This window comes from Ectopseudomonas guguanensis (genome assembly GCF_900104265.1).
Classification (GTDB): domain Bacteria; phylum Pseudomonadota; class Gammaproteobacteria; order Pseudomonadales; family Pseudomonadaceae; genus Aquipseudomonas; species Aquipseudomonas guguanensis.
On the sequence record NZ_FNJJ01000004.1, the window covers coordinates 360,312 to 383,898 of the forward strand.

Genomic DNA, 23,587 nt, shown 5'->3' on the forward strand with positions numbered 1-23,587 from the left:
CCGCGCAAATCGACTAGGGTTGCAAGCCTAGCGTTCCACAGGGAACAAGGAGTTCGCCATGCGTCTGTTACTCGCCACCCTGCTATGCACCCCGCTACTGGCCCAGGCCGCCACCCTCAGCGTTTGCACCGAAGCCAGCCCGGAGGGTTTCGACGTGGTGCAGTACAACTCGCTGACCACCACCAACGCCTCGGCCGATATGCTGATGAACCGTCTGGTGGAGTTCGATGCCGAGCAGGGCAGGCTGCTGCCGAGCCTGGCTCGCAGCTGGTCGATCTCGGACGATGGCCTGGTCTACGACTTCAAGCTGCGCGACGACGTGCGCTTCCACCAGACCGCCGAATTCACCCCGAGCCGCACGCTGAATGCCGATGACGTACTGTTCAGCTTCCAGCGCATGCTCGACTCCGCACATCCCTGGCACCCGGTTGCCGCCAGCGGTTACCCGCACGCCCAGTCGATGCAGTGGCCCAGCCTGATCGCCAGGATCGAGGCGCCGGATGCGCACAGCGTACGCATCACCCTGACCCGCCGCGACGCCACCTTCCTTGCAACCCTGAGCATGGGCTTCGCCTCGATCTACTCCGCCGAATATGCCGACCAGCTCCTGGCCGCCGGCACACCGCAGAAGCTCAACAGCGCGCCGGTGGGCAGCGGCCCCTTCGTCTTCGAGCGCTTCCAGAAGGACGCCGTGGTGCGCTACCGCGCCAATCCCGATTACTTCGCCGGCAAGCCCGGCGTGGACCGGGTGATCTTCGCCATCACCCCGGACAGCGCCGTACGCCTGCAGAAACTGCGCCGCGGCGAATGCCAGATCGCCCTGTCGCCCAAGCCGCAGGACGTGCAGGCCATCGCTGGCGACGCCAGGCTGAAAAGCGCACAGACCGCCGCCTTCATGACCGCCTTCGTCGGTATCAACAGCCAGCACCCACCGCTGGACAAACCGCAGGTGCGCCAGGCGATCAACCTGGCGTTCGACAAGGCCAGCTACGTCAAGGCGGTGTTCGAGGGCAGCGCCGAGCCGGCCAATGGCCCCTACCCACCGAATACCTGGAGCTTTGCTCGCGAGCTGCCCGGCTATGCCCATGACCCGGCCAGGGCCCGCGCCCTGCTGGCCGAAGCCGGTTTGGCCGAAGGCTTCAAGACCACCATCTGGACGCGCCCCAGCGGCAGCCTGCTCAACCCCAACCCCAGTCTCGGCGCGCAGCTGCTGCAGGCCGACCTGGCCAAGGTCGGTATCGATGCCGAAATTCGCGTGATCGAGTGGGGTGAGCTGATCCGCCGCGCCAAGGCTGGCGAGCATGATCTGCTGTTCATGGGCTGGGCCGGCGACAACGGCGATCCGGATAACTTCCTCACCCCGCAATTCGCCTGCGCCTCGGTCGAATCCGGCCTGAACTTCGCCCGCTACTGCGACGAGGCGCTGGACAAGCTGATCGCCGAAGGCAAGGCCAGCAGCGACCAGAGCGAGCGCAGCCGCCTGTATCAGCAGGCGCAGAAGATCATCCAGGAGCAGGCGCTATGGCTGCCGCTGGCGCATCCCACCGCCTTCGCCCTGCTCAGCGAAAAGGTGCAGAGCTACATGGTCAGTCCCTTTGGCCGGCAGAACTTCGCTGCGGTGCGGTTGGCGCCCTGAGCTACATCATGGCGGGCTGAAGCCCACCCTACGCAGCGAATCCTCGTCGGGAGGGCGGGCTCCGACAGGTAGGGCGGGTGCAACCCGCCACCATCGCCGTGGCTGCCGCTGGCGCATCCCACCGCCTTCGCCTGCTCAGCGAAAAGGTACGGGGTTACAAGGTCAGCGCCTTTGGCCGGCAGAACTTCGCTGCGGTGCGGTTGGCGCCCTGAGCTACATCATGGCGGGCTGAAGCCCACCCTACGCATTGAATCCTCGTCGGGAGGGCGGGCTCCGACAGGTAGGGCGGGTGCAACCCGCCACCATAGCTACGGCGGGTTGCACTCGCCCTGCCTTTGCCGGCAAGCCCCTACATCCAGCCCAGCTCCGCCATGGATAGCGGCTCGCCGTCACCGACGATGAAGTGATCGAGCACGCGCACTTCCACCAGCGCCAGGGCATCCTTGAGGCGCTGGGTCAGCACGCGGTCGGCCTGGCTGGGTTCCGACACGCCCGATGGGTGGTTATGGGTGAGGATCACGGCAGCGGCATTGTTGGCCAGCGAGCGCTTGACCACCTGCCTTGGATAGACGCTGGCGCTGTCGATGCTGCCGCGAAACAGCACCTCGAACGCCAGCACGCGGTGCTTGGCGTCGAGAAACAGGCAGCCGAATACCTCATGCGGCTCGTGACGCAGTTGCGCCTTGAGGTAGTCGCGCACGGCCTGCGGGCTTTCCAACGCCGAATCGTGACGCAGGCGCTCGGCCAGATGCCGCCGCGACATTTCCAGCACCGCCTGCAGTTGCGCGTACTTGGCCGGGCCCAGGCCGAGGTGCTGGCTGAAGCCGGTCAGATCGGCTTCCAGCAAGGCTCTCAGGCTGCCGAATTCGCTTAGTAGATAGCGCGCCAGGTCCACCGCACTCTTGCCGGTCACCCCGGTGCGCAGGAAGATCGCCAAGAGCTCGGCGTCGGTCAGCGCCGCCGCGCCCTGCTCCAGCAGTTTTTCCCGCGGACGCTCTGCCGCGGGCCAATCACGAATGCTCATGTACACCTCCCTGTACGGCACCTCTAAAAACTACCTGCGTTGCCATCACTGCGTTAAAAACAAGCTCAAAATGCTCATTTACAGCTCGTAAACTCCGCTTTTTCGCTTGTTTTTGCCTTGTGCTGGCTGCCTCGCCTACGTTTTTTAGAGGTGCCTCATCTAGCCAGGCGCCCGCTGTTCCGCTGCGGGCGCTGTGCTATCGTAGCCCATCTTTTTACACGGGGCCGGCCTGGGGAGGCGTTGGTCACGTGGCGCACATCCACCGGTATATAAAAGGCAGGCCTATGCAGCGGCTGTATCGCAAACGCATCATCGTCGGCGTGGGAGGCGGTATTGCTGCCTACAAGAGCGCCGAACTGGTTCGCCGGCTGAAGGATCAGGGCGCCGAAGTCCGTGTGGTGATGACTCAGGGCGGGCGCGAGTTCATCACCCCGCTGACCCTGCAGGCCCTGTCCGGCCATCCTGTGCACCTCGACCTGCTCGACCCCGCGGCCGAGGCCGCGATGGGTCATATCGAACTGGCGCGCTGGGCCGACCTGATTCTCATCGCCCCGGCCACTGCCGACCTGATCGCACGCCTGGCCCAGGGCGTGGCCAATGACCTGCTGACCACCCTGGTACTGGCCACCGATGCACCCATCGCCCTGGCCCCGGCGATGAACCAGGCCATGTGGCGCGACGCCGCCACCCAGGCCAATCTGGAGCTGCTGCAAGGCCGCGGCATGCGCCTGTTCGGCCCGGCCTCCGGCAGCCAGGCCTGCGGCGACGTCGGTCTTGGCCGCATGCTCGAGCCCAACGATATCGCCCTGCTCGCCGCCGACTGCTTCCAGCGCCAGGCGCTGGACGGTCTGCACATCCTGATCACCGCCGGCCCGACCCAGGAAAACATCGACCCGGTGCGCTACATCACCAATCACAGCTCCGGCAAGATGGGCTTCGCCCTGGCCGAAGCCGCTGCCGAGGCAGGCGCCAAGGTCACCCTGGTCAGCGGCCCGGTGCACCTGCCGACGCCGGACCGGGTCAGCCGCATCGACGTGGTCAGCGCCCGCGACATGCTGGCCGCCTGCGAAGCCGCCATGCCCTGCGACGTGTTGATCGCCGCTGCAGCAGTGGCCGACTACCGCCCGGAAGTGGTCGCCCAGCACAAATTGAAGAAAGACCCCAGCAGCGGCGAAGGAATGCTCCTGCAAATGGTGCGCAACCCGGATATCCTCGCCACCATCGCCGGCCGCGACGACCGCCCCTTCAGCGTGGGCTTCGCCGCCGAGACCGAGAACCTGCTCGAATACGCCTCGCGCAAGCTGCGCGACAAGAATCTCGACCTGATCGTCGCCAACGATGTAGCCAACCCCAGCATCGGCTTCAATAGTGAAGAGAACGCCATCACCGTGATCGACCGCGAACTGCAGCAGATCAGTTTCGCCCAGACCAGCAAGGGCAAGATCGCCCGCCAGTTGATCACCCTTATCGCCGAACGACTGAACAAGAACTGACCATGCACGCTCTGCAAGCCAAGATCCTCGATCCTCGCCTCGGCCAGGAATTCCCGCTGCCGCAATACGCCACCCCCGGTTCGGCCGGCCTCGACCTGCGCGCCATGCTCAAGGAGGACGTCGTCCTCGAACCGGGTCAGACCCTGTTGATCCCCACCGGTCTGTCGATCTACATCGGCGACCCCGGCCTGGCGGCAATGATCCTGCCGCGCTCGGGCCTGGGCCACAAACACGGCATCGTGCTCGGCAACCTGGTCGGCCTGATCGACTCGGACTACCAGGGCGAGCTGATGGTGTCGTGCTGGAACCGTGGCCAGACGCCCTTCACCATCGCCATCGGCGAGCGCATCGCGCAGCTGGTGCTGGTACCGGTGGTGCAGGCGCATTTCGAGCTGGTCGAGCAGTTCGACGAAACCCAACGCGGCGCGGGCGGCTTCGGCCATTCCGGCAGCCACTGATCATCCCATCACAGGACGACCCGCCGAGGAGCACCGACGTGAAACTCTTCAAGCGCAGCGCCAAGGAAGCCGACACTGCCGCCAGCCTGATGCCGAGCGAGCCCAGGAGCAAGGCAGCCAAACCCTCGCTGGGCCAGCTCCTGCCGGGCCTGCTGGCAGCCCTGATCGGTACGGGTGCGGCCGGGGCTCTGCTGTGGTTCGCCGACAGCAGCAGCAACCAGGCGCGCCAGGCCGAACTGGCGCAAGCCCTCGGCAGCAACCAGGCCGCTGCCGTGCAGCAGGCGCTCAAGCAGATGCAGGCCGACAGCCTGGCCGCGGCTCGCAACCCGGAGCTGCTGCAGGCGCTGCAGAGCGGCGACAGCCTGCAGATCGGCGAAGCCGAACGCCGCCTGGGCTATTGGGATGGCGTGATCGATGCCCATCTCAATCGCCGCGGCGAAGCCGTGCAGAACACCAGCCGCGCCGCGCCGATGAATTTCGCCGGCCTGGACATGCTGCGCCGCGCCGAAAGCGGCCAGCAACCGGCCGTCGAAGCCTACCGGGTCGGCCAGCGCTGGCTGGCCTATAGCGCCGTGGCCCTGCGCGTCAGCGAAAGCCAGCCGGCCCAGGGCACGCTGCTGCTGGCCTTCGACCTGCAACGCCTGCTCGCCGCGCTGCCGACATTGCCGGCCGAATACGGCCAGGTACAACTGGTCCAGCAGTTCGCCAACACCCCGGAACAGGTGCTGCTGCAACGCGGTCAGCCTGGCGAAGGCGCCGCGCAGACCTTCGCCACTGGCAACCCCTACTGGAAAATCAGCTTCATCCCCGGCCCCGGCCTGGCCCAGGGCAGCCTTCCCCCGACGATGCTCGGCCTGGCGCTTCTGCTGGCCCTGGGCGGCGCCCTGATTGGCCTGATCCTGGTCCAGGGTGCCCTGCAGCGGCGCATCAATGGTGATGTCCAGCAGCTCGGAGAAATGCTGAAAGAACTCTCTGCGGGCAAGAACGTCAAAGCCTTCAGCCTCAGCGTACCGGCACTCGATACGTTGGCGCAGAGCCTGGCGCGCCTGCCGCGCCGCAGCAGCCCCGAAGGCAGCAGTACCGCCACTAAAGGAACAGCAGCGGCCCCTGCCACTCCGCCGGTCAGCAAACCTGCCGAGCTGGTCGATCCGCTGTTTCAGGACACCGATATCCTCGATATCGACATTCTCGATGAAGACCAGGATCTCCTGGGACTGGAGCAGAGCCCCGCAATGAGCACTAGCCAAAGCGCCCCGAAACTTCCCGCCGACATCTTCCGCGCCTACGACATTCGTGGCGTGGTGGGTGACTCCCTGACCGCCGAATACGCCTACTGGATCGGCCGCGCCATTGGTTCGCAGAGCCTGGCGCAGGGCGAACCCAAGGTGATCGTCGGCCGAGATGGCCGCCTGTCCGGCCCCGAACTGCTGCAACAACTGGTGCAGGGCCTGCTGGACTGCGGCTGCGAAGTCACCGACATCGGCATGGTGCCGACCCCGGTGGTCTACTTCGCCGCCAACGTACTGGAAGGTCGTTCGGCCGTGATGCTGACCGGCAGCCACAACCCGCCGGACTACAACGGCTTCAAGATCATCATCGCCGGCGACACCCTGGCCAACGAGCAGATCCAGGCGCTGAAAACCCGCCTGGACAACAACGACCTGGCCACGGGCGTCGGCAGCGTGCAGCAGGTCGACGTCCTGCCGCGCTACTTCAAGACCATCCGCGACGACATCGCCCTGGCCAAGCCGCTCAAGGTGGTGGTCGACTGCGGCAACGGCGCCGCCGGCGTGATCGCCCCGCAGCTGATCGAAGCGCTGGGCTGCAGCGTCATCCCGCTGTTCTGCGAAGTGGACGGCAACTTCCCCAACCACCACCCGGACCCGGGCAAACCGGAGAACCTGGTCGACCTGATCGCCCGCGTCAAAGCCGAGAACGCCGACCTGGGCCTGGCCTTCGACGGCGACGGCGACCGCGTCGGCGTGGTGACCAACACCGGCAGCATCGTCTACCCGGACCGCCTGCTGATGCTGTTCGCCAAGGACGTGGTCTCGCGCAACCCGGGTGCCGACATCATCTTCGACGTCAAGTGCACCCGTCGCCTGACCCCGCTGATCAGCGGCTATGGCGGCCGTCCGGTGATGTGGAAGACCGGCCACTCGCTGATCAAGAAGAAGATGAAGGAAACCGGCGCGCTGCTGGCCGGCGAGATGAGTGGTCACATCTTCTTCAAGGAGCGCTGGTACGGTTTCGACGACGGCATCTACAGCGCGGCGCGCCTGCTGGAGATCCTCAGCCTCGACAAGCGCAACGCCGAACAGGTGTTCAGCGCCTTCCCCAGCGACATTTCCACGCCGGAAATCAACATCAAGGTCACCGAGCAGACCAAGTTCGGCATGATCGAACGCCTGCAGCGTGAAGGTCAGTGGGGCGAGGCGAACATCACCAGCATCGACGGTGTGCGCGTTGACTATCCCAAGGGCTGGGGCCTGATCCGTGCCTCCAACACCACGCCGGTGCTGGTGCTGCGCTTCGAGGCCGATACCCAGGAAGAGCTCGAGCGCATCCAGGATGTGTTCCGCGCCCAACTGCTCAAGGTCGCCCCCGACCTGCAACTACCCTTTTGACCGATCTGCCTCAGGAGCCCCTGCATGACCCTCGAGCGTGACGCTGCCGCCCAGGTTGCCAAGGTACTGTCCGAAGCCCTGCCCTACATTCGCCGCTTCGTCGGCAAGACCCTGGTGATCAAGTACGGCGGCAACGCCATGGAAAGCGAGGAACTCAAGCAGGGCTTCGCCCGCGATATCGTGCTGATGAAGGCGGTGGGCATCAACCCGGTGGTGGTACACGGCGGCGGCCCGCAGATCGGTGATCTACTCAAACGTCTGAACATCGAGAGCCACTTCATCGACGGCATGCGCGTCACCGACACCGCCACCATGGACGTGGTGGAGATGGTGCTCGGCGGCCAGGTCAACAAGAGCATCGTCAACCTGATCAATCAGCACGGTGGCAGCGCCATCGGCCTGACCGGCAAGGACGCCGGCCTGATCCGCGCGAAGAAGCTCAAGGTCACCCGTCAGACACCGGAGATGACCCAGCCGGAAATCATCGATATCGGTCATGTCGGCGAAGTCACCGGGGTCAACACCGAGCTGCTCAACATGCTGGTCAAGGGCGATTTCATCCCGGTCATCGCGCCCATCGGCGTCGGCCCGGATGGCGAGTCGTACAACATCAACGCCGACCTGGTGGCCGGCAAGGTGGCCGAAGCGCTGAAGGCCGAAAAGCTGATGCTGCTGACCAACATCGCCGGCCTGCTGGACAAGCAGGGTGAAGTGCTCACCGGCCTGACCACCGAACAGGTCGACGGCCTGATCGCCGACGGCACCATCTACGGCGGCATGCTGCCGAAGATCCGCTGCGCGCTGGAAGCGGTGCAGGGCGGCGTGCACAGCGCGCACATCGTCGACGGCCGCGTGCCCAACGCGGTGCTGCTGGAAATCTTTACCGACAGCGGTGTCGGCACCCTGATCACCAACCGCAAACGCCCCTAAACAGCGGCCGCAACGCGGCCTTCTGATGACCCTCTCCCCCTGGGAGAGGGTGCCCGCAGGGCGGGAGAGGGTATTGCAAGCGCACCGTCAAACCGGTGCGCGCAGCGCACCCTACGAGATGGCGCAGGCCATCGAGCGAGCTTATCGCGGGCCATCGCCACACCAACTCGAACTTGCCGCAACCCTCCTCAACATGCACGCTCGCCAGGCAACCTTGATCGAGGAGCGCCCATGAGCAGCCTGCCCGAACCCGGCCAGTTCACCTTCTTCCACACCCTGCGGGTGCGCTGGGCCGAAGTCGATCCGCAAAGCATCGTCTTCAACGGCCATTACCTGACCTACGCGGACGTCGCCATCACCGAATATTTCCGCGCCCTCGGCGTCGCCTATCCGGCCGACCTGGCACAGGATGGCGGCGATTTCTTCGCCATCCGCACCCTGCTCGAATACCGCGCCCCGGCGCGCTTCGACGATGAACTACAGATCGGCATTCGCAGTGCGCGCCTGGGCCGCTCCAGCCTGACCTTCGCCCTCGGCATCTGGCGTGACGGCGAGCTATTGACCAGCGGCGAGATCGTCTATGTTCATGCAGACGGCGCGACACGCAGCAGCGCCCCGCTGCCGCAGTGGCTCAGGGAAAAGATCGAGAGTTTCGAGAAGACTCGGCCGCAAGGCTGAATGGCTGGCCCTAAGGCTTCTTCTGCGGCTCGCCGAACAGCTCGGCCAGCCGCGCGCGATCGGCGGCAAAACCGGCTTCGGCCTGGGTGCGCGCTTCCTTGTAGCGGGCGATGTCGCGCTGCAGACGCTTCTGTTCTTCCTTGAGATTGTTGATCTGCGCCAGCAGGTGCTCCGGCACCTGGCGTCCGGCACGCTCGTGGTCGGCGGCCTGGCTCTGCAGGTTGGCCTGCTGGGTGCGCACCGACTGCAGGTTGCCACGGGCCACCCCGGTCACCGCATCCAGCTCGGCCAGCTTGCGCTCGCGGGCGCGATCGACATCGTCGAGATTGGTGTACAGCCGCAGCAGCTGGGCATCGCTGCTGGCCCGCGCCTTGTCCGCCTGCATGCGGGCGAACTCTTCCGGCGTCGGCGCCGGCGGGATCACGCGCAGCACGCGGCCCTGATCGTTGAGCACCTCGTAACCCTTGCCGATGAACTCCGGCGGCACGCCCTGGCGGCTGAGCACCGTCACGCCCTTGTCGTCGACGTAGCGATACAGCTCGGCAGCCACCCCGGACAACGGCAGCAGCAGGCTACAGAGCAGCGTACAGCGGGTCAGGAGCGGTGCAGGCATAGGACGACCTTGTGCTAGGGCTAGATTCCGTACTCGGCGCGATAGGCTTCGACGGCCGGCAGATATTGCTTCAGTTCAGCATCCCCCGCCAGATATTCCAGTACCTGTTGCAGTGACACGATGCTCACTACCGGCATGCCGAAGTCGCGCTCAACTTCCTGGATGGCGGAAAGCTCGCCCTGACCGCGCTCCTGACGGTTCAGCGCGATCAGGGTGCCGGCGGCCTGCGCGCCCTGCCCCTGGATGATCTGCATCACTTCGCGAATGGCGGTACCGGCGGTGATCACGTCGTCGACGATCAACACCCGGCCCTTGAGCGGCGCACCGACCAGGGTGCCGCCTTCGCCATGGTCCTTGGCTTCCTTGCGATTGAAGCACCAGGGCAGATCGCGCTGATGGTGCTCGGCCAGCGCCACGGCAGTGGTTGCCGCCAGCGGAATACCCTTGTAGGCGGGGCCGAACAGCACATCGAAGTCGATGCCGCTGTCGACGATGGCGGCGGCGTAGAAACGCCCCAGCTGGGCCAACGCCAGGCCGCTGTCGAACAGACCGGCATTGAAGAAATAGGGGCTGGTGCGCCCGGACTTGAGGGTGAACTGACCGAAACGCAGAACCCCGCGTTCGATGGCGAAGCGAATGAAATCGCGCTGATACGCTTGCATGAAAAAGTCCCGGACGGCACGGATTTAGCTAATTGAGGTGAGCTCGGGTATCATACACGCACGTGTTTTTGGGGGCCATTTATGCGGATCATCAGTGTGAACGTGAATGGTATTCAGGCTGCGGCCGAGCGAGGATTGCTCAGCTGGCTGCAAGCCCAGAATGCCGACGTGATCTGCCTGCAAGACACCCGTGCCTCCGCCTTTGAAATGGACGACCAAGCCTTCCAACTGGATGGTTATTTCCTCTATGCATGCGACGGTGAAGTGCCCAGCCAAGGTGGCGTGGCGCTGTATTCGCGTTTGCAACCCAAGGCGGTGATCAGCGGCCTCGGCTTCGAGATGGCCGATCGCTACGGGCGCTACCTGCAGGCAGATTTCGACAAGGTAAGTATCGCCACCCTGCTCCTGCCCACCGGGCGGGACGGCGACGAGAGCTTGAATCAGAAATTCAAGTTCATGGACGACTTCACCCATTATCTGGACAAGCAACGGCGCAAGCGCCGCGAGTACATCTACTGCGGTTCGCTGCACGTGGCGCACCAGAAGCTGGACGTGAAGAACTGGCGCGACTGCCAGCAATCACCCGGCTTCCTTGCGCCCGAACGCGCCTGGATGGATGAAGTGGTCGGCAACATGGGCTATGTCGACGCGCTGCGCGAAGTCAGCCGCGAAGGTGACCAGTTCAGCTGGTGGCCGGACAACGAGCAGGCCGAGATGCTCAACCTGGGCTATCGCTTCGACTACCAGTTGCTCACGCCGGGCATGCGCCGCAGCGTGCGCAGCGCACGCCTGCCACGCCAGCCGCGCTTCTCCCAGCACGCGCCGCTGATCGTCGACTACGACTGGATTCTCAGCGTCTGATCGACAGATACGAAAAAGCCGGCATACGCCGGCTTTTTCATGCCAGTCGCCGACTACTTCACCAGACGCCAGGCGAAGGGATAGCGGTAGGCCTGGCCTTCGTTGGCCTTGATCCCGGCGATGATGGTCAGCACCAGCGCAGCAATGCCCAGCAGCATCAGCAGCGGGAAGCCGATCACCACCACCATCAGGATGAAGCAGACGATCGCCGCCAGCGCCACGCTGATCTGGAAGTTCAGCGCCTCCTTGCCCTGCGCATCGACGAAAGGGTCGAGGTCCTTCTTGATCTGCCAGACGATCAGCGGCCCGAGCAGATTGCCGAAGGGGAACACCAGGCCGAGAAACGCGGCGAAGTGGCAGAACATGGCCCACTGACGGGCTTCCTGACTGGGTGTCGGAAGCGGGCTTTGCATATCGTCGTTCATCCTGATGCTCCTTGCTGGTTGCGGGGTTTCAGTCGACCAGAGCGGCTTTCTGCAGTTCAAAGATCTCGTTCATGCCCTTCTGCGCCAGCGCCAGCATGGCATTGAATTCCTCCGGCTGGAACGGCGCGCCTTCGGCGGTGCCCTGCACCTCGATGAAACCGCCAGCATTGGTCATCACCACGTTGAGGTCGGTCTCGGCGGCGGAATCTTCCAGGTAGTCGAGATCCAGCACCGGCTCGCCCTGGTAGATGCCCACCGACACCGCGGCGATCATCTGCTTGAGCGGCTCGCCCTTGAGCGCGCCGCGCTTCTTCAGCACCTTCAGCGCGTCGATCAGTGCCACCATGGCGCCGGTGATGGAGGCGGTACGGGTGCCGCCGTCGGCCTGGATCACGTCGCAGTCGACGTACAGGGTGTTCTCGCCCAGCTTGCTCATGTCCAGCGCAGCGCGCAGCGACCGGCCGATCAGGCGCTGGATTTCCAGAGTACGGCCGCCCTGCTTGCCGCGGCTGGCCTCGCGCTGGTTACGCTCGCCGGTGGCGCGCGGCAGCATGCCGTATTCGGCAGTCAGCCAACCCTGGCCCTGGCCCTTGAGGAAACGCGGCACGCCGGATTCGACGCTGACGGTGCAGATCACCTTGGTATCGCCGAACTCGACCAGTACCGAACCCTCGGCATGCTTGGTGTAGTTGCGGGTGATGCGAATCGAGCGCAACTGATCGGCGGCGCGGCCACTGGGACGTTTCATCGAGCGATACCTACTTCATTAAGTGAAAACAGCACGCATTATAGGGGGCGGTCGACCCCGGCGACATGACGAATTGGCGCCAGACCGGCAAGGCTTGATCGCCCGCACATGAAATGGGCGGGCGCCGTGGGCTACAATCCTGCGCTTTTCGAGCTGACTTTCGCGAGGTATCCCATGGTTCACAGCATGACGGCCTTTGCCCGCAGCGAGCAGGCAACCGCCCACGGCACCCTGAGCTGGGAACTGCGCTCGGTCAACCACCGCTACCTGGAGCCGCACCTGCGCCTGCCCGAGGCCTTCCGCGATCTCGAAGGCGCAGTGCGCGAGGCGCTACGCCAGGGTCTTTCGCGCGGCAAGGTGGAATGCACCCTGCGCTTCGCCGAGGAAAGTGCCGGCAAGCCGCTGCAGGTCGACGCCGACCGCGCCCGCCAACTGATCGCCGCTGCCGAACAGGTCGCCGCACTGATCCAGCAACCGGCGCCGCTCAACCCGCTGGAAGTGCTGGCCTGGCCCGGCGTGCTGGTGGCCGACTCGGCCGACCCGCAAGCGCTCAATGCCGCCGCGCTGAAGCTGTTCGACCAGGCACTGGGCGAGCTCAAGGCCGGCCGCGCCCGTGAAGGCGCCGAGCTGGCCAAGCTGCTCAACGAGCGCCTCGACAGCATCCTCGAGGAGGTGGCGGCCCTGCGCGAACTGGTGCCGCAGATGCTCGCCGGCCAGCGCCAGAAGATCGAAACCCGCTTCGCCGAGATGCAGGCCGAACTCGACCCGCAACGCCTGGAGCAGGAGCTGGTACTGCTGGCGCAGAAGAGCGACGTGGCCGAAGAGCTGGATCGCCTGAGCACTCACGTCAGCGAAGTGCGTCGCGTACTCAAGGCCGGCGGCGCTGCCGGGCGGCGCATGGACTTCCTGATGCAGGAACTCAACCGCGAAGCCAATACCCTCGGTTCCAAGGCCTTCGACCCGCGCAGCACGCAGGCTGCCGTGAACCTCAAGGTGCTGATTGAGCAGATGCGCGAGCAGGTGCAGAACATCGAGTAAAAACTACTGCGCTAGGCTATGCCGCGTTGAAATCAGGTTCGAAATGCTCATTTACAGTCGTAAACTCCGCTTTCTCGCCTGATTTCGCCTTGCCTAGCCGTCGCTCGCTACGCTTTTAAAATTCCGCAAGATTTCTCAGGACGTTTTTCATGGCCATCACTACCGGCACCCTCTACATCGTTTCCGCACCCTCCGGCGCCGGCAAGACCAGCCTGGTCAAGGCCCTGATCGAGAGCGAGGCGCAGATTCGCGTCTCGGTTTCGCACACCACCCGCGCCATGCGCCCGGGCGAGGTGGACGGGGTCAACTACCACTTCGTCGATCATGCGCAGTTCAACGCCATGATCGAGCGCGGCGAGTTTCTCGAACACGCCCAGGTGTTCGACAACTTCTACGGCACCTCGCAAAAGTGGGTCGAGCAGACCCTGGCCGAAGGCTTCGATCTGATCCTGGAGATCGACTGGCAGGGCGCGCAGCAGGTGCGCAAGCTGATGCCGCAGGCCAAGTCCATCTTCATCCTGCCGCCGACCCAGGAGGCACTGCGCCATCGCCTGACCAACCGCGGCCAGGACAGCGGCGAGATCATCGAACGCCGTATGCGCGAGGCGGTCAGCGAAATGAGCCACTACGTCGAGTACGACTACCTGGTGATCAACGATGACTTCAATCACGCCCTGAGCGACCTGAAGGCCATCTTTCGCAGCAACCAGTTGGCCCAGGCTCAGCAACAACAGCGCCATGCCGGCCTGCTCAGTGAACTGCTGGCGTAAAACAGCGCTTCCATTGTCGCTGGTGATTTTTTAGACTATTCAGTCCGCTCGCCCGCTCGGGCCAAGCTTATCCGCACAAGTTACGAGGAACACCATGGCTCGCGTTACCGTCGAAGATTGCCTGGACAACGTTGATAACCGCTTCGAACTGGTCATGCTCGCGACCAAGCGTTCGCGCCAGCTGGCCACCGGCGGCAAAGAGCCGAAAGTGGCCTGGGAAAACGACAAGCCCACCGTGGTGGCCCTGCGCGAAATCGCTGCCGGCCTGGTGGACTACGAAGTGGTCGCCCAGGAAGACATCGTCGAAGAAGAACCGCTGTTCGCTGCCTTCGAGGAAGAGGCCAACGAGCCTCTGTAAGTCGATGATGCCGGGTCGAAGTCGCGCGGCGCAGGGCCATACCTGCCAAAGGAGGAACCTCCCATGGCTGGCATAGACGCTCTCGCCGATCGACTTTCGACCTACCTCGGCCATGACCAGGTCAACCTGGTTCGCCGCGCCTACTTCTACGCCGAACAGGCGCACGATGGCCAACGCCGCCGCAGCGGCGAAGCCTACGTGACCCATCCGCTGGCCGTGGCCAGCATCCTCGCCGACATGCACATGGATCATCAGAGCCTGATGGCCGCCATGCTGCACGACGTCATCGAAGACACCGGCATCGCCAAGGAAGCGCTCAACGCGCAGTTCGGCGAAACCGTGGCCGAACTGGTCGATGGGGTCAGCAAGCTGACCCAGATGAACTTCGAGACCAAGGCCGAGGCGCAGGCCGAGAACTTCCAGAAGATGGCCATGGCCATGGCCCGCGACATCCGCGTGATTCTGGTCAAGCTCGCCGACCGCCTGCACAACATGCGCACCCTCGATGCCATGCCGCACGAAAAGAGCCGGCGCATCGCCAAGGAAACCCTGGAAATCTACGCCCCCATCGCCAACCGGCTGGGCATGCACAACATGCGCGTGGAATTCGAAGACCTGGGCTTCAAGGCCATGCACCCGATGCGCTCCGAGCGCATCCGCGCCGCCGTGCGCCGCGCTCGGGGCAACCGCAAGGAAATCGTGGCCAAGATCGAGGAATCGATCCAGATGTGCCTGCAGCGCGAAGGCATGGAAGGCGAAGTGATCGGCCGCGAGAAGCACCTGTACAGCATCTACCAGAAGATGCGCGGCAAGCGTAAGGCGTTCAACGAGATCATGGACGTCTACGCCTTCCGCATCATCGTCGACAAGGTCGACACCTGCTACCGCGTCCTCGGCGCCGTGCACAACTTGTATAAACCCTTGCCCGGCCGCTTCAAGGATTACATCGCGATTCCCAAGGCCAACGGCTACCAGTCGCTGCACACCACGCTGTTCGGCATGCACGGCGTGCCCATCGAGATCCAGATCCGTACCCGCGAGATGGAAGAGATGGCCAACAACGGCATCGCCGCGCACTGGCTGTACAAGTCCAACGACGACGAAGTGCCCAAGGGCAACCACGCCCGCGCACGCCAGTGGGTCAAGGGCGTGCTGGAACTGCAGCAGCGCGCGGGCAACTCGCTGGAATTCATCGAGAGCGTGAAGATCGACCTGTTCCCCGACGAGGTCTACGTGTTCACGCCCAAGGGCCGCATCATGGAGCTGCCGAAAGGCTCCACCGCGGTCGACTTCGCCTACGCGGTGCACACCGACGTCGGCAATACCTGCATCGCCTGCCGCATCAACCGCCGCCTGGCACCGCTGTCGCAGGCGCTGGAAAGCGGCTCGACGGTGGAAATCGTCACCGCGCCGGGCGCGCGGCCGAACCCGGCCTGGCTCAATTTCGTGGTCACCGGCAAGGCGCGCACGCATATTCGTCACGCCCTCAAGCAGCAGCGCCGCTCGGAATCCATCAGCCTCGGCGAACGCCTGCTGAACAAGGTGCTGGCCAGCTTCGACACGCACCTGGAGAAGATCGCGCCCGAGCGCGTGCAGGCTGTGCTCGGCGAATACCGCCAGGAAGTCATCGAGGACCTGCTCGAAGACATCGGCCTGGGCAACCGCATGGCTTACGTCGTGGCCCGCCGCCTGCTGGCCGAAAGCGGCGACGAAACCCTGCCGAGCAGCGAAGGGCCGCTGGCGATTCGCGGCACCGAAGGCCTGGTACTGAGCTACGCCAAGTGCTGCACGCCGATTCCGGGCGATCCGATCGTCGGCTACCTGTCCGCCGGCAAGGGCATGGTGGTGCACATGGAGAGCTGCCGGAACATCGTCGACATCCGCCACAACCCGGAAAAGTGCATCCAGCTCAACTGGGCCAAGGACGTCACCGGTGAATTCAACGTCGAACTGCGCGTCGAGCTGGAACACCAGCGCGGCCTGATCGCCCTGCTGGCCAGCAGCGTCAATGCCGCCGATGGCAACATCGAGAAGATCAGCATGGACGAACGAGACGGCCGCATCAGCGTCGTGCAACTGGTGGTCAGCGTACATGACCGCGTGCACCTGGCCCGGGTGATCAAGAAACTGCGCGCACTCAAGGGCGTGATGCGTATCACCCGAGTACGCGCCTGACACAATTCCCCTATTTCGATTCTGTAGGCTGGGCGCTCGACCCAGCCAGTTCTCACAAGGAGCGATTCATGAGCAAGACCGTCATCACCAGCGACAAGGCCCCCGCCGCCATCGGCACCTACTCCCAGGCGATCAAGGCCGGCAACACCGTCTACATGTCCGGCCAGATCCCGCTGGACCCGGTGAGCATGGAGCTGGTCGAAGGCTTCGAAGCACAGACCGTGCAGGTGTTCGAAAACCTCAAGGCCGTTGCCGAAGCGGCCGGCGGTTCGTTCAAGGACATCGTCAAGCTGAACATCTTCCTCACCGACCTGTCGCACTTCGCCAAGGTCAACGAGATCATGGGCCGTTACTTCGAGCAGCCCTACCCGGCGCGTGCCGCCATCGGCGTCGCTGCCCTGCCACGCGGTGCGCAGGTGGAAATGGACGCTATTCTGGTCATCGAGTAAGAGCCTGCTCAGGATCTCGCGAGCTAGAGCCAGGCAAGGCGAAATCAGGCGAAAAACGCTCGGAGTCGCGCTCGACTTTACGAGCTGTAAATGAGCATTTTGAGCCTGGTTTCAACGCAGCATGGCCGACGCGCAGCAGATCATGAACAGGTTCTAAGTCGTTCGAGCGGGGTGCCAGACCCCGCTCTCTCCCTTTCCCGGCATGGAGATCGCCATGCGTCTGCTTCCTCTGCTGTTACTGGGTGCCCTGCTCGGTGGCTGTGCCAGCACGCCGAACAACGACCCGAGCGGGACCTGGATCAACCAGGCCGCCATCGACGCCGCCCGCGAAAGCGGTCGCCTGCGCGAGGCCCTGCTCGCCTATGGCCCGAACCTCGAATGGCATATCGATCCCGAACGGCAGCAGGCCAGCTACAGCAACGGCTTCGAACTGGCCGAGGGCCGGCTGCAGAGCGCTGGTGAAGGCCGCTGGCAGGTGACCTTCTACGGCGACTACAAGGAGCAGCTCAGCATTCAGAACGGCGAGCTGGTACAGGTCGCCAGCGGCTACTGGCCCGAGCAGCACTTCACCCGCTTCCAGGGCTCTGGCGAGGCCAAGCCGCTGGGCAGCAGCTTCGAACAGGCGCTGTATCGCGACTACCTCGGTGGCGACTGGCTGATCGAGGAAGGTCTCGGCCAGGGCGGCCTGGTGCGCTTCAACAGTGACGGCCAGGTGCAGGGCCTGCCCGGCGCCGAACGTTTCGCCCTGTGCCTGGCTGGCGACTGCGCGGCCATGAGCGGCGAACATGACAGCATCTGGCTGCAGGCCGGCGACCAGGGCAGCCCCTGGCTGTTCGTGCACGAGGGCAACCGCTTGCGCATCTTCGAGGCGCAGAACCGTGCCCAGTTCGACGAGATGCCGGAGTACCAGCCCGGCCCGCAGCGCTGGCTGCTCAAGCGTCGCTGAGCAACAGGCGCCGCCTCCGGGCAGGAGCGTCGCCGCGCTAAAGCGCCCCCAGCAACAGCCAGCCACCCAGCGCCAGCAACAGACCGCCGCAGCCGCGATCCAGCCAACGTACGCGTCGCTGCAACCAGGCGCGCCAGCGCGCCTGATCGAGCAGGCGCACCAACGCCAGATCCCAGAACAGCACCACCAGGGTCATCCACAGCATTGCCAGGCCCAGCCCCCAGGCCGGCATCGCCGACTCGCGCAGCACCCCGAACAGCCCGGCATAGAACAGCGGCACCTTGGGATTGAGACTGCAGGACAGCAGGCCCTGGCGCATACCCTTGTACACCCCGCCCAGCCGCAGCTGCTCGCCCTGCGGCAGGACCAGATCCCGCCGCGAGGCCAGGGCCTGCAGACCGATCCAGGCGAAATACAGCCCGCCGACGACCTGCAGGCCGCGCCACAGCCAACTGCCCTCGGCGGGCAACAAGGCCATGACGAACAGCACCAGCAGCATGATCAGCAGGTTGGCCAGGGCAATGCCACAGGCACAACCGTCGGCCTGGCGCCGGCCTTTCGTCAACGCAGTGCGAATCAGCAGAAAGAAGTCCGGCCCCGGCGACAGCAAGGCGGCGAAGTGAGTACCGGCAACCAGCAGAAACAGCGCGAACATGAAACCTCCGTTTGGCGGAGGCAGTGTCGGCAAATGCCGGTAGCGCTGTATTGGAAAAAACTCAGATTCGCCAGCATCACGGCAGCTTGGACCTGCGTGCTAGGGCCTTGACTTGCTCACGGATGCCGCAACGCGCCGCATCAGGACTGCGCCAGCACGCGAAAACGGCCCGGAGTCACCCCGGTGAAGCGGCGGAACACGCCGTTGAAATGCGCCTGGTCATAGAAGCCCAGGCCCAGCGCGACATCGGCCAGCGCCTGGCCCTGCAGCAACCTGCGCTTGGCCTCACGCACCCGGCGCTGCAGCAGATAGGTATGCGGCGGCACGCCATAGGCACGGCGGAAGGCCTCGATCAGGTGGCGTGGATGACGCTGCACCAATGCGGCCAGCTGCTCCAGACTGACGGCCTCGGCGTAGTGCGCTTCCAGGTAATCGCGCAGGTACGCCGTCACCCCGCTGTCGCGAAATGCCGCACCCGCCTCGCGCAAGCCGCCGTGGCGCACGAATACCAGCTCCAACAGCGCCAGCAGTTCGCTCTCCAGCCCCAGCGCATCGCCGCGCTCGAACTCGCCCGCCAGTCGCGCCAGACCTGCCGCGACCTGGCCGTCGTCATGCGGGTTGAGCGTGCCGAAGCCATTGGGCAGGCGCTTGCGCCCGAGCAGCGCCGGCAGCCGCGACTCCTCGACATAGAGCATGCGATAGACCACACGCGCCGATTCGGCGTGCCCGGTATGCGGCTCTTCGGGGTTCATCAGCGACAGGGTGCCGGCAGGCAACGCATAGCGCTGACCCCGGCACTGGTAGCCCCCGACACCCTGCACGATAGCGCCGATGGCAAAGGCATCGTGACTGTGACGGCCAAAGGCCTGCCCGGAGAAGTCGGCGTGAAACAGCTCGACGCCCGGCAGCCAGGGCTTGGCCAGCAGACGGTTGGCGTCCATCTCAGTCTCCAGCGAGGATCGCCGCATAGCCTTCGCGATAGCTGGGATATTGCGGCGCCCAACCTAGGGCGCGAGCACGGGCATTGCTGCAACGCTTGCTGCCGGCGCGGCGCACGCGCTGCTCATCGCTCCAGTGGCTGACGCCCAGGCGTTCGCGCAACCAGGCCACCACCTCGTGCAGCGGCGCCGGCTCGTCGTCCACACCCAGGTAGCAATCGGCCAGGGGCACGCCCGCAGCATCGGCCTGCAACAGCGTGGCAAGCAGCCCCGCGGCGTCATCGACGTGAATGCGGTTGCCGTACAGCGGCGGCGTCTCGCTGACCCGATAGCCACCGCGCACCTGGCTCAGCAGCCATTCGCGCCCCGGTCCGTAGAGCCCGGTCAGGCGCACAGCGGTCGCTGGCAGGCCGCTGTCGAGCGCGACGCGCTCGGCCTCGCGCATGATCACAGCAGAAAAGCTCTGGGCTTCGGCCGCAGATTCCTCGTCGATCCATTCGCCATCCTGCTGCCCATACACGCCGCTGCTGGAGGCGAACAGGATGCGCCGCGGTCGCTGGCCATGCAGCGCCAGCCAGCCCAGCACGCGGCGCAGGCCGTCGACATAGGCGGCGCGGTAGCCGGCTTCATCGTGCTGGATGGCCGCCGCGCAGTACACGAGGTAGTCCAGCGGCCCCTGCGGCCAATCTGCCGGACAGACGTCGGCCTGCAGATCACCGGCCAGCGGCTCGATGGCGGCCGGCAACGCAGCCACGTTGCGGCGCATGCCCAGCACGCGCCAGCCCTGCGCCGCCATACGCAGACCAAGACGGGTACCGACGTCCCCGCACCCGGCAATCAGCAGGCTATTGCCTTGCGACATGCTGTTCTCCTGACTTTCTATGCGATGGCGCAGTGTAACAGGCCGCTCGAAGGCGTCGGCGCAGCAGTCAGCGACCCATCCGGATGCCGGAGGCGGGGCGAGGCCAACGCCAAAGTCGAGATAGTTTTGCAACAGTCTATTAGCGCGGTTGGTTCATCTGTTTGCAAAGGCTATGCTTGGCGGCAACTTAATGGATAAACACTATGACCCTCACCGAACTGCGCTACATCGTCACCCTCGCCCAGGAACAGCACTTCGGTCGAGCGGCCGAACGCTGTCACGTCAGCCAGCCGACCCTGTCGGTGGGCGTGAAGAAGCTGGAGGACGAGCTCGGCGTACTGATCTTCGAACGCAGCAAGAGCGCCGTACGCCTGACCCCGGTCGGTGAGGGCATCGTCACCCAGGCGCAGAAGGTGCTGGAGCAGGCCCAGGGCATTCGCGAGCTGGCCCAGGCCGGCAAGAACCAGCTGGCCGCGCCGCTGAAGATCGGCGCCATCTACACCGTCGGCCCCTATCTGTTCCCGCATCTGATTCCGCAGCTGCACCGGGTCGCCCCGGACATGCCGCTGTACATCGAGGAAAACTTCACCCATATCCTGCGCGACAAGCTGCGCACCGGCGAGCTGGACGCCATCATCATCGCCCTGCCTTTCCAGGAAGCCGATGTACTGACCAAGCCGCTGTACGACGAGCCGTTCTACGCCCTGCTGCCGGCCGGCCACCCCTGGGCGGCGATGGACACCATCGACACCAAGCTGCTCAACGACAAGAGCCTGCTGCTGCTCGGCGAAGGCCACTGCTTCCGCGATCAGGTGCTGGAAGCCTGTCCGACCCTGCGCAAGGGCGGCGACGACCACGGCAAGCACACCACGGTGGAATCCAGCTCGCTGGAAACCATCCGCCATATGGTCGCCTCCGGCCTGGGCGTGTCGATCCTGCCGTTCTCGGCGGTGGACAGCCACCACTACGCACCGGGCGTGATCGAAGTGCGTCCGCTCAGCGCGCCGGTGCCCTTCCGCACCGTGGCCATCGCCTGGCGCGCCAGCTTCCCGCGGCCCAACGCCATCGAAGTGCTGGCCGACTCGATCCGCCTCTGCTCGGTCGCCCGCAGCCCGCAGACCAAGGCAGTCTGAGGCCGGACGTGAGCGAGCTGTCAGCGGTTTCCGTCACCGCGCTGAAAGGCGTAGGCGCCGCGCTGGCAGAAAAACTGGCCAAGGTCGGCCTGGAAAACCTGCAGGACGTGCTGTTCCACCTGCCGCTGCGCTACCAGGATCGCACCCGCATCACCCCCATCGGCGCGTTGCGTCCGGGGCAGGATGCGGTGGTCGAGGGCATCGTTGCCGGCGCCGACGTGGTCATGGGCCGGCGCCGCAGCCTGCTGGTGCGTCTGCAGGACGGCAGCGGTACGCTGAGCCTGCGCTTCTTCCATTTCAGCCAGGCGCAGAAGGAAGGCCTGAAACGCGGCACGGCGCTGCGCTGCTATGGCGAAGTGCGCCCCGGCGCCACCGGCCTGGAGATCTACCACCCGGAATACCGCGCGCAGAGCGGCGACGAGCCGGCACCAGTGGAACAGAGTCTGACCCCCATCTACCCGACCACCGAAGGCCTGACCCAGCAGCGCCTGCGCCAGCTCAGCCAGCAGGCCTTGGCGCGGCTCGGCCCGCGCAGCCTGCCGGACTGGCTGCCCGACGAGCTGGCCCGCGACTATCGCCTGGCGCCGCTGGATGAAGCCATCCGTTACCTGCACCGACCGCCACCGGACGCCGATCTCGAAGAGCTCGCCGAAGGCCGTCACTGGGCCCAGCATCGCCTGGCCTTCGAAGAGCTGCTGACCCACCAGCTGTCGCTACAGCGCCTGCGCGAACAGGTGCGCGCGCAGCAGGCGCCGGCCCTGCCGCCAGCGAAGAGGCTGCCGCAGCAGTACCTGGCCAACCTCGGCTTCGCCCCCACCGGCGCGCAACAGCGCGTGGGGGCAGAGATCGCCTACGATCTGGCGCAGAGCGAACCCATGCTGCGCCTGGTGCAGGGTGACGTCGGCGCCGGCAAGACCGTGGTCGCCGCGCTGGCCGCGCTGCAGGCGCTGGAGGCCGGTTACCAGGTGGCGCTGATGGCCCCCACCGAAATTCTCGCCGAGCAGCACTTTCTCAACTTCAGCAAGTGGCTGGCGCCGCTCGGCCTGAATGTCGCCTGGCTGGCAGGCAAGCTCAAGGGCAAGGCACGCGCGGCCGCGCTGGAGCAGATCGCCGCCGGCTGCCCGATGGTGGTCGGCACCCACGCGCTGTTCCAGGACGAGGTGAAGTTCAAGCGCCTGGCCCTGGTGATCATCGACGAGCAGCACCGCTTCGGCGTGCAGCAGCGCCTGGCCCTGCGCCAGAAGGGCATCGACGGGCGTCTCTGCCCGCACCAGCTGATCATGACCGCCACGCCCATCCCACGCACCCTGGCGATGAGCGCCTACGCCGATCTGGACACCTCGATCCTCGACGAGCTGCCGCCGGGGCGCACCCCGGTCAACACCCTGGTGATCGCCGACAGCCGCCGCATCGAGGTCATCGAGCGGGTGCGCAATGCCTGCCAGCAGGGGCGTCAGGCCTACTGGGTGTGCACCCTGATCGAGGAATCCGAGGAGCTCACCTGCCAGGCCGCGGAAACCAGCTTCGAGGAGCTCTCCGCCGCGCTCGGCGAGCTGCGCGTCGGGCTGATCCACGGGCGCATGAAGCCGGCCGAGAAGGCCGCGGTGATGGACGAATTCAAGCAGGGCCACCTGCAACTGCTGGTGGCCACCACGGTGATCGAGGTGGGCGTCGACGTGCCCAACGCCAGCCTGATGATCATCGAGAACCCCGAGCGCCTGGGCCTGGCCCAGTTGCACCAGCTGCGCGGCCGGGTCGGTCGCGGCAGCGCCGCCAGCCATTGCGTGCTGCTCTATCACGCGCCGTTGTCGCAACTGGGGCGCGAACGCCTGGCGATCATGCGCGAAACCACCGATGGCTTCGTCATCGCCGAGAAGGATCTGGAACTGCGCGGCCCCGGGGAAATGCTCGGTACCCGACAGACCGGTCTGCTGCAATTCAAGGTCGCCGACCTGATGCGCGACGCCGACCTGCTGCCCGCCGTGCGTGATGCCGCGCAGGCCCTGCTGGAACATTGGCCACAACATGTGGCTCCATTGCTGGAGCGCTGGTTGCGTCACGGCCAGCAATACGGTCAAGTGTGAACCTGTTCACAGGACAGCCGTCGC

Annotated in this window: 24 protein-coding genes; 16 read left to right on the forward strand and 8 right to left on the reverse strand. The window is 65.2% G+C overall.

Going from position 1 to position 23,587, the window contains the following annotated elements:
- The first annotated feature begins 58 nt into the window (after window positions 1-58).
- Both BLS61_RS08450 and BLS61_RS23990 read left to right on the forward strand, forming a co-directional pair.
- Window positions 59-1,636: an ABC transporter substrate-binding protein gene (locus tag BLS61_RS08450; protein ID WP_090429790.1), complete on the forward strand. Its 1,578-nt coding sequence runs from the start codon at window positions 59-61 to the stop codon at window positions 1,634-1,636.
- A 77-nt stretch (window positions 1,637-1,713) separates the two neighbouring features.
- A complete protein-coding gene (locus tag BLS61_RS23990) occupies window positions 1,714-1,848 on the forward strand; it encodes a hypothetical protein (RefSeq protein ID WP_279615163.1) in 135 nt (44 codons plus the stop codon).
- 137 nt (window positions 1,849-1,985) lie between these two features.
- Here the strand turns inward: BLS61_RS23990 and radC are convergent, their stop codons facing one another.
- Window positions 1,986-2,660, reverse strand: coding sequence for a RadC family protein (gene radC, locus BLS61_RS08455; protein ID WP_090429792.1), 675 nt, complete (start codon window positions 2,658-2,660; stop codon window positions 1,986-1,988).
- Window positions 2,661-2,944: 284 nt separating this feature from the next.
- Between radC and coaBC the strand changes: the two genes are divergently transcribed.
- From coaBC to BLS61_RS08485, 5 genes are all read left to right on the forward strand, one after another.
- Window positions 2,945-4,153, forward strand: coding sequence for a bifunctional phosphopantothenoylcysteine decarboxylase/phosphopantothenate--cysteine ligase CoaBC (gene coaBC / locus BLS61_RS08460; protein ID WP_090429794.1), 1,209 nt, complete (start codon window positions 2,945-2,947; stop codon window positions 4,151-4,153).
- Window positions 4,154-4,155: 2 nt separating this feature from the next.
- A complete protein-coding gene (gene dut / locus BLS61_RS08465; RefSeq protein ID WP_090429796.1) occupies window positions 4,156-4,611 on the forward strand; it encodes a dUTP diphosphatase in 456 nt (151 codons plus the stop codon).
- 1,232 nt (window positions 4,612-5,843) lie between these two features.
- Complete coding sequence (algC, locus tag BLS61_RS23745) at window positions 5,844-7,238, forward strand: phosphomannomutase/phosphoglucomutase (RefSeq protein WP_208598787.1); 1,395 nt, start codon at window positions 5,844-5,846, stop codon at window positions 7,236-7,238.
- A gap of 24 nt (window positions 7,239-7,262) precedes the next feature.
- Complete coding sequence (gene argB, locus BLS61_RS08475; RefSeq protein ID WP_090429800.1) at window positions 7,263-8,168, forward strand: acetylglutamate kinase; 906 nt, start codon at window positions 7,263-7,265, stop codon at window positions 8,166-8,168.
- A gap of 231 nt (window positions 8,169-8,399) precedes the next feature.
- Window positions 8,400-8,846, forward strand: coding sequence for an acyl-CoA thioesterase (locus tag BLS61_RS08485; protein ID WP_090429804.1), 447 nt, complete (start codon window positions 8,400-8,402; stop codon window positions 8,844-8,846).
- 10 nt (window positions 8,847-8,856) lie between these two features.
- On the opposite strand, the gene BLS61_RS08490 is transcribed toward BLS61_RS08485, so the two are convergent.
- Together BLS61_RS08490 and pyrE are read right to left on the reverse strand one after the other, a co-directional pair.
- Window positions 8,857-9,459, reverse strand: coding sequence for a DUF4124 domain-containing protein (locus BLS61_RS08490; protein WP_090429806.1), 603 nt, complete (start codon window positions 9,457-9,459; stop codon window positions 8,857-8,859).
- Window positions 9,460-9,479: 20 nt separating this feature from the next.
- Window positions 9,480-10,121: an orotate phosphoribosyltransferase gene (gene pyrE / locus BLS61_RS08495; RefSeq protein WP_090429808.1), complete on the reverse strand. Its 642-nt coding sequence runs from the start codon at window positions 10,119-10,121 to the stop codon at window positions 9,480-9,482.
- A gap of 81 nt (window positions 10,122-10,202) precedes the next feature.
- Here pyrE and BLS61_RS08500 point away from each other — a divergent pair, with 81 nt between their 5' ends.
- Window positions 10,203-10,982 (forward strand): exodeoxyribonuclease III, encoded by a 780-nt coding sequence (locus tag BLS61_RS08500; protein ID WP_012020145.1) that lies wholly within the window; start codon window positions 10,203-10,205, stop codon window positions 10,980-10,982.
- A gap of 53 nt (window positions 10,983-11,035) precedes the next feature.
- Here the strand turns inward: BLS61_RS08500 and BLS61_RS08505 are convergent, their stop codons facing one another.
- Both BLS61_RS08505 and rph read right to left on the reverse strand, forming a co-directional pair.
- The gene (locus BLS61_RS08505; RefSeq protein WP_090429810.1) at window positions 11,036-11,407 is read right to left on the reverse strand and encodes a DUF4870 domain-containing protein; all 372 of its coding nucleotides are present in this window, start codon (window positions 11,405-11,407) and stop codon (window positions 11,036-11,038) included.
- A 28-nt stretch (window positions 11,408-11,435) separates the two neighbouring features.
- Window positions 11,436-12,155, reverse strand: coding sequence for a ribonuclease PH (gene rph / locus BLS61_RS08510; RefSeq protein ID WP_090429812.1), 720 nt, complete (start codon window positions 12,153-12,155; stop codon window positions 11,436-11,438).
- Window positions 12,156-12,329: 174 nt separating this feature from the next.
- Between rph and BLS61_RS08515 the strand changes: the two genes are divergently transcribed.
- The 6 genes from BLS61_RS08515 to BLS61_RS08540 all read left to right on the forward strand — a co-directional run bounded on the left by BLS61_RS08515 (window position 12,330) and on the right by BLS61_RS08540 (window position 17,891).
- Window positions 12,330-13,193, forward strand: a complete 864-nt coding sequence (locus BLS61_RS08515) for a YicC/YloC family endoribonuclease (protein ID WP_090429910.1) — start codon at window positions 12,330-12,332, stop codon at window positions 13,191-13,193.
- A gap of 149 nt (window positions 13,194-13,342) precedes the next feature.
- The gene (gene gmk / locus BLS61_RS08520) at window positions 13,343-13,963 is read left to right on the forward strand and encodes a guanylate kinase (protein WP_090429814.1); all 621 of its coding nucleotides are present in this window, start codon (window positions 13,343-13,345) and stop codon (window positions 13,961-13,963) included.
- Between the two features lie 94 nt (window positions 13,964-14,057).
- Window positions 14,058-14,321, forward strand: coding sequence for a DNA-directed RNA polymerase subunit omega (gene rpoZ / locus BLS61_RS08525; RefSeq protein ID WP_003242550.1), 264 nt, complete (start codon window positions 14,058-14,060; stop codon window positions 14,319-14,321).
- A 63-nt stretch (window positions 14,322-14,384) separates the two neighbouring features.
- A complete protein-coding gene (spoT, locus tag BLS61_RS08530) occupies window positions 14,385-16,496 on the forward strand; it encodes a bifunctional GTP diphosphokinase/guanosine-3',5'-bis pyrophosphate 3'-pyrophosphohydrolase (protein ID WP_090429816.1) in 2,112 nt (703 codons plus the stop codon).
- Window positions 16,497-16,564: 68 nt separating this feature from the next.
- Window positions 16,565-16,945, forward strand: a complete 381-nt coding sequence (locus BLS61_RS08535; protein WP_003464610.1) for a RidA family protein — start codon at window positions 16,565-16,567, stop codon at window positions 16,943-16,945.
- 214 nt (window positions 16,946-17,159) lie between these two features.
- Window positions 17,160-17,891 (forward strand): hypothetical protein, encoded by a 732-nt coding sequence (locus BLS61_RS08540; protein WP_090429818.1) that lies wholly within the window; start codon window positions 17,160-17,162, stop codon window positions 17,889-17,891.
- Window positions 17,892-17,928: 37 nt separating this feature from the next.
- Here the strand turns inward: BLS61_RS08540 and BLS61_RS08545 are convergent, their stop codons facing one another.
- The 3 genes from BLS61_RS08545 to BLS61_RS08555 form a co-directional block, all read right to left on the reverse strand.
- Window positions 17,929-18,546, reverse strand: a complete 618-nt coding sequence (locus tag BLS61_RS08545; RefSeq protein WP_090429819.1) for a LysE family translocator — start codon at window positions 18,544-18,546, stop codon at window positions 17,929-17,931.
- A 140-nt stretch (window positions 18,547-18,686) separates the two neighbouring features.
- Window positions 18,687-19,487 carry an AraC family transcriptional regulator gene (locus BLS61_RS08550; protein ID WP_090429821.1) on the reverse strand — a complete coding sequence of 267 codons (801 nt, stop codon included), beginning with the start codon at window positions 19,485-19,487 and terminating at the stop codon, window positions 18,687-18,689.
- A 1-nt stretch (window position 19,488) separates the two neighbouring features.
- Window positions 19,489-20,346 carry an NAD-dependent epimerase/dehydratase family protein gene (locus tag BLS61_RS08555; RefSeq protein ID WP_090429823.1) on the reverse strand — a complete coding sequence of 286 codons (858 nt, stop codon included), beginning with the start codon at window positions 20,344-20,346 and terminating at the stop codon, window positions 19,489-19,491.
- Between the two features lie 203 nt (window positions 20,347-20,549).
- On the opposite strand from BLS61_RS08555, the gene BLS61_RS08560 reads away from it, so the two are divergent.
- Together BLS61_RS08560 and recG are read left to right on the forward strand one after the other, a co-directional pair.
- On the forward strand, window positions 20,550-21,479 hold the full coding sequence (locus BLS61_RS08560) for a hydrogen peroxide-inducible genes activator (RefSeq protein ID WP_074860499.1): 930 nt from the start codon (window positions 20,550-20,552) through the stop codon (window positions 21,477-21,479).
- Window positions 21,480-21,487: 8 nt separating this feature from the next.
- Window positions 21,488-23,563 (forward strand): ATP-dependent DNA helicase RecG, encoded by a 2,076-nt coding sequence (recG, locus tag BLS61_RS08565; protein ID WP_090429825.1) that lies wholly within the window; start codon window positions 21,488-21,490, stop codon window positions 23,561-23,563.
- Window positions 23,564-23,587 lie beyond the last annotated feature (24 nt).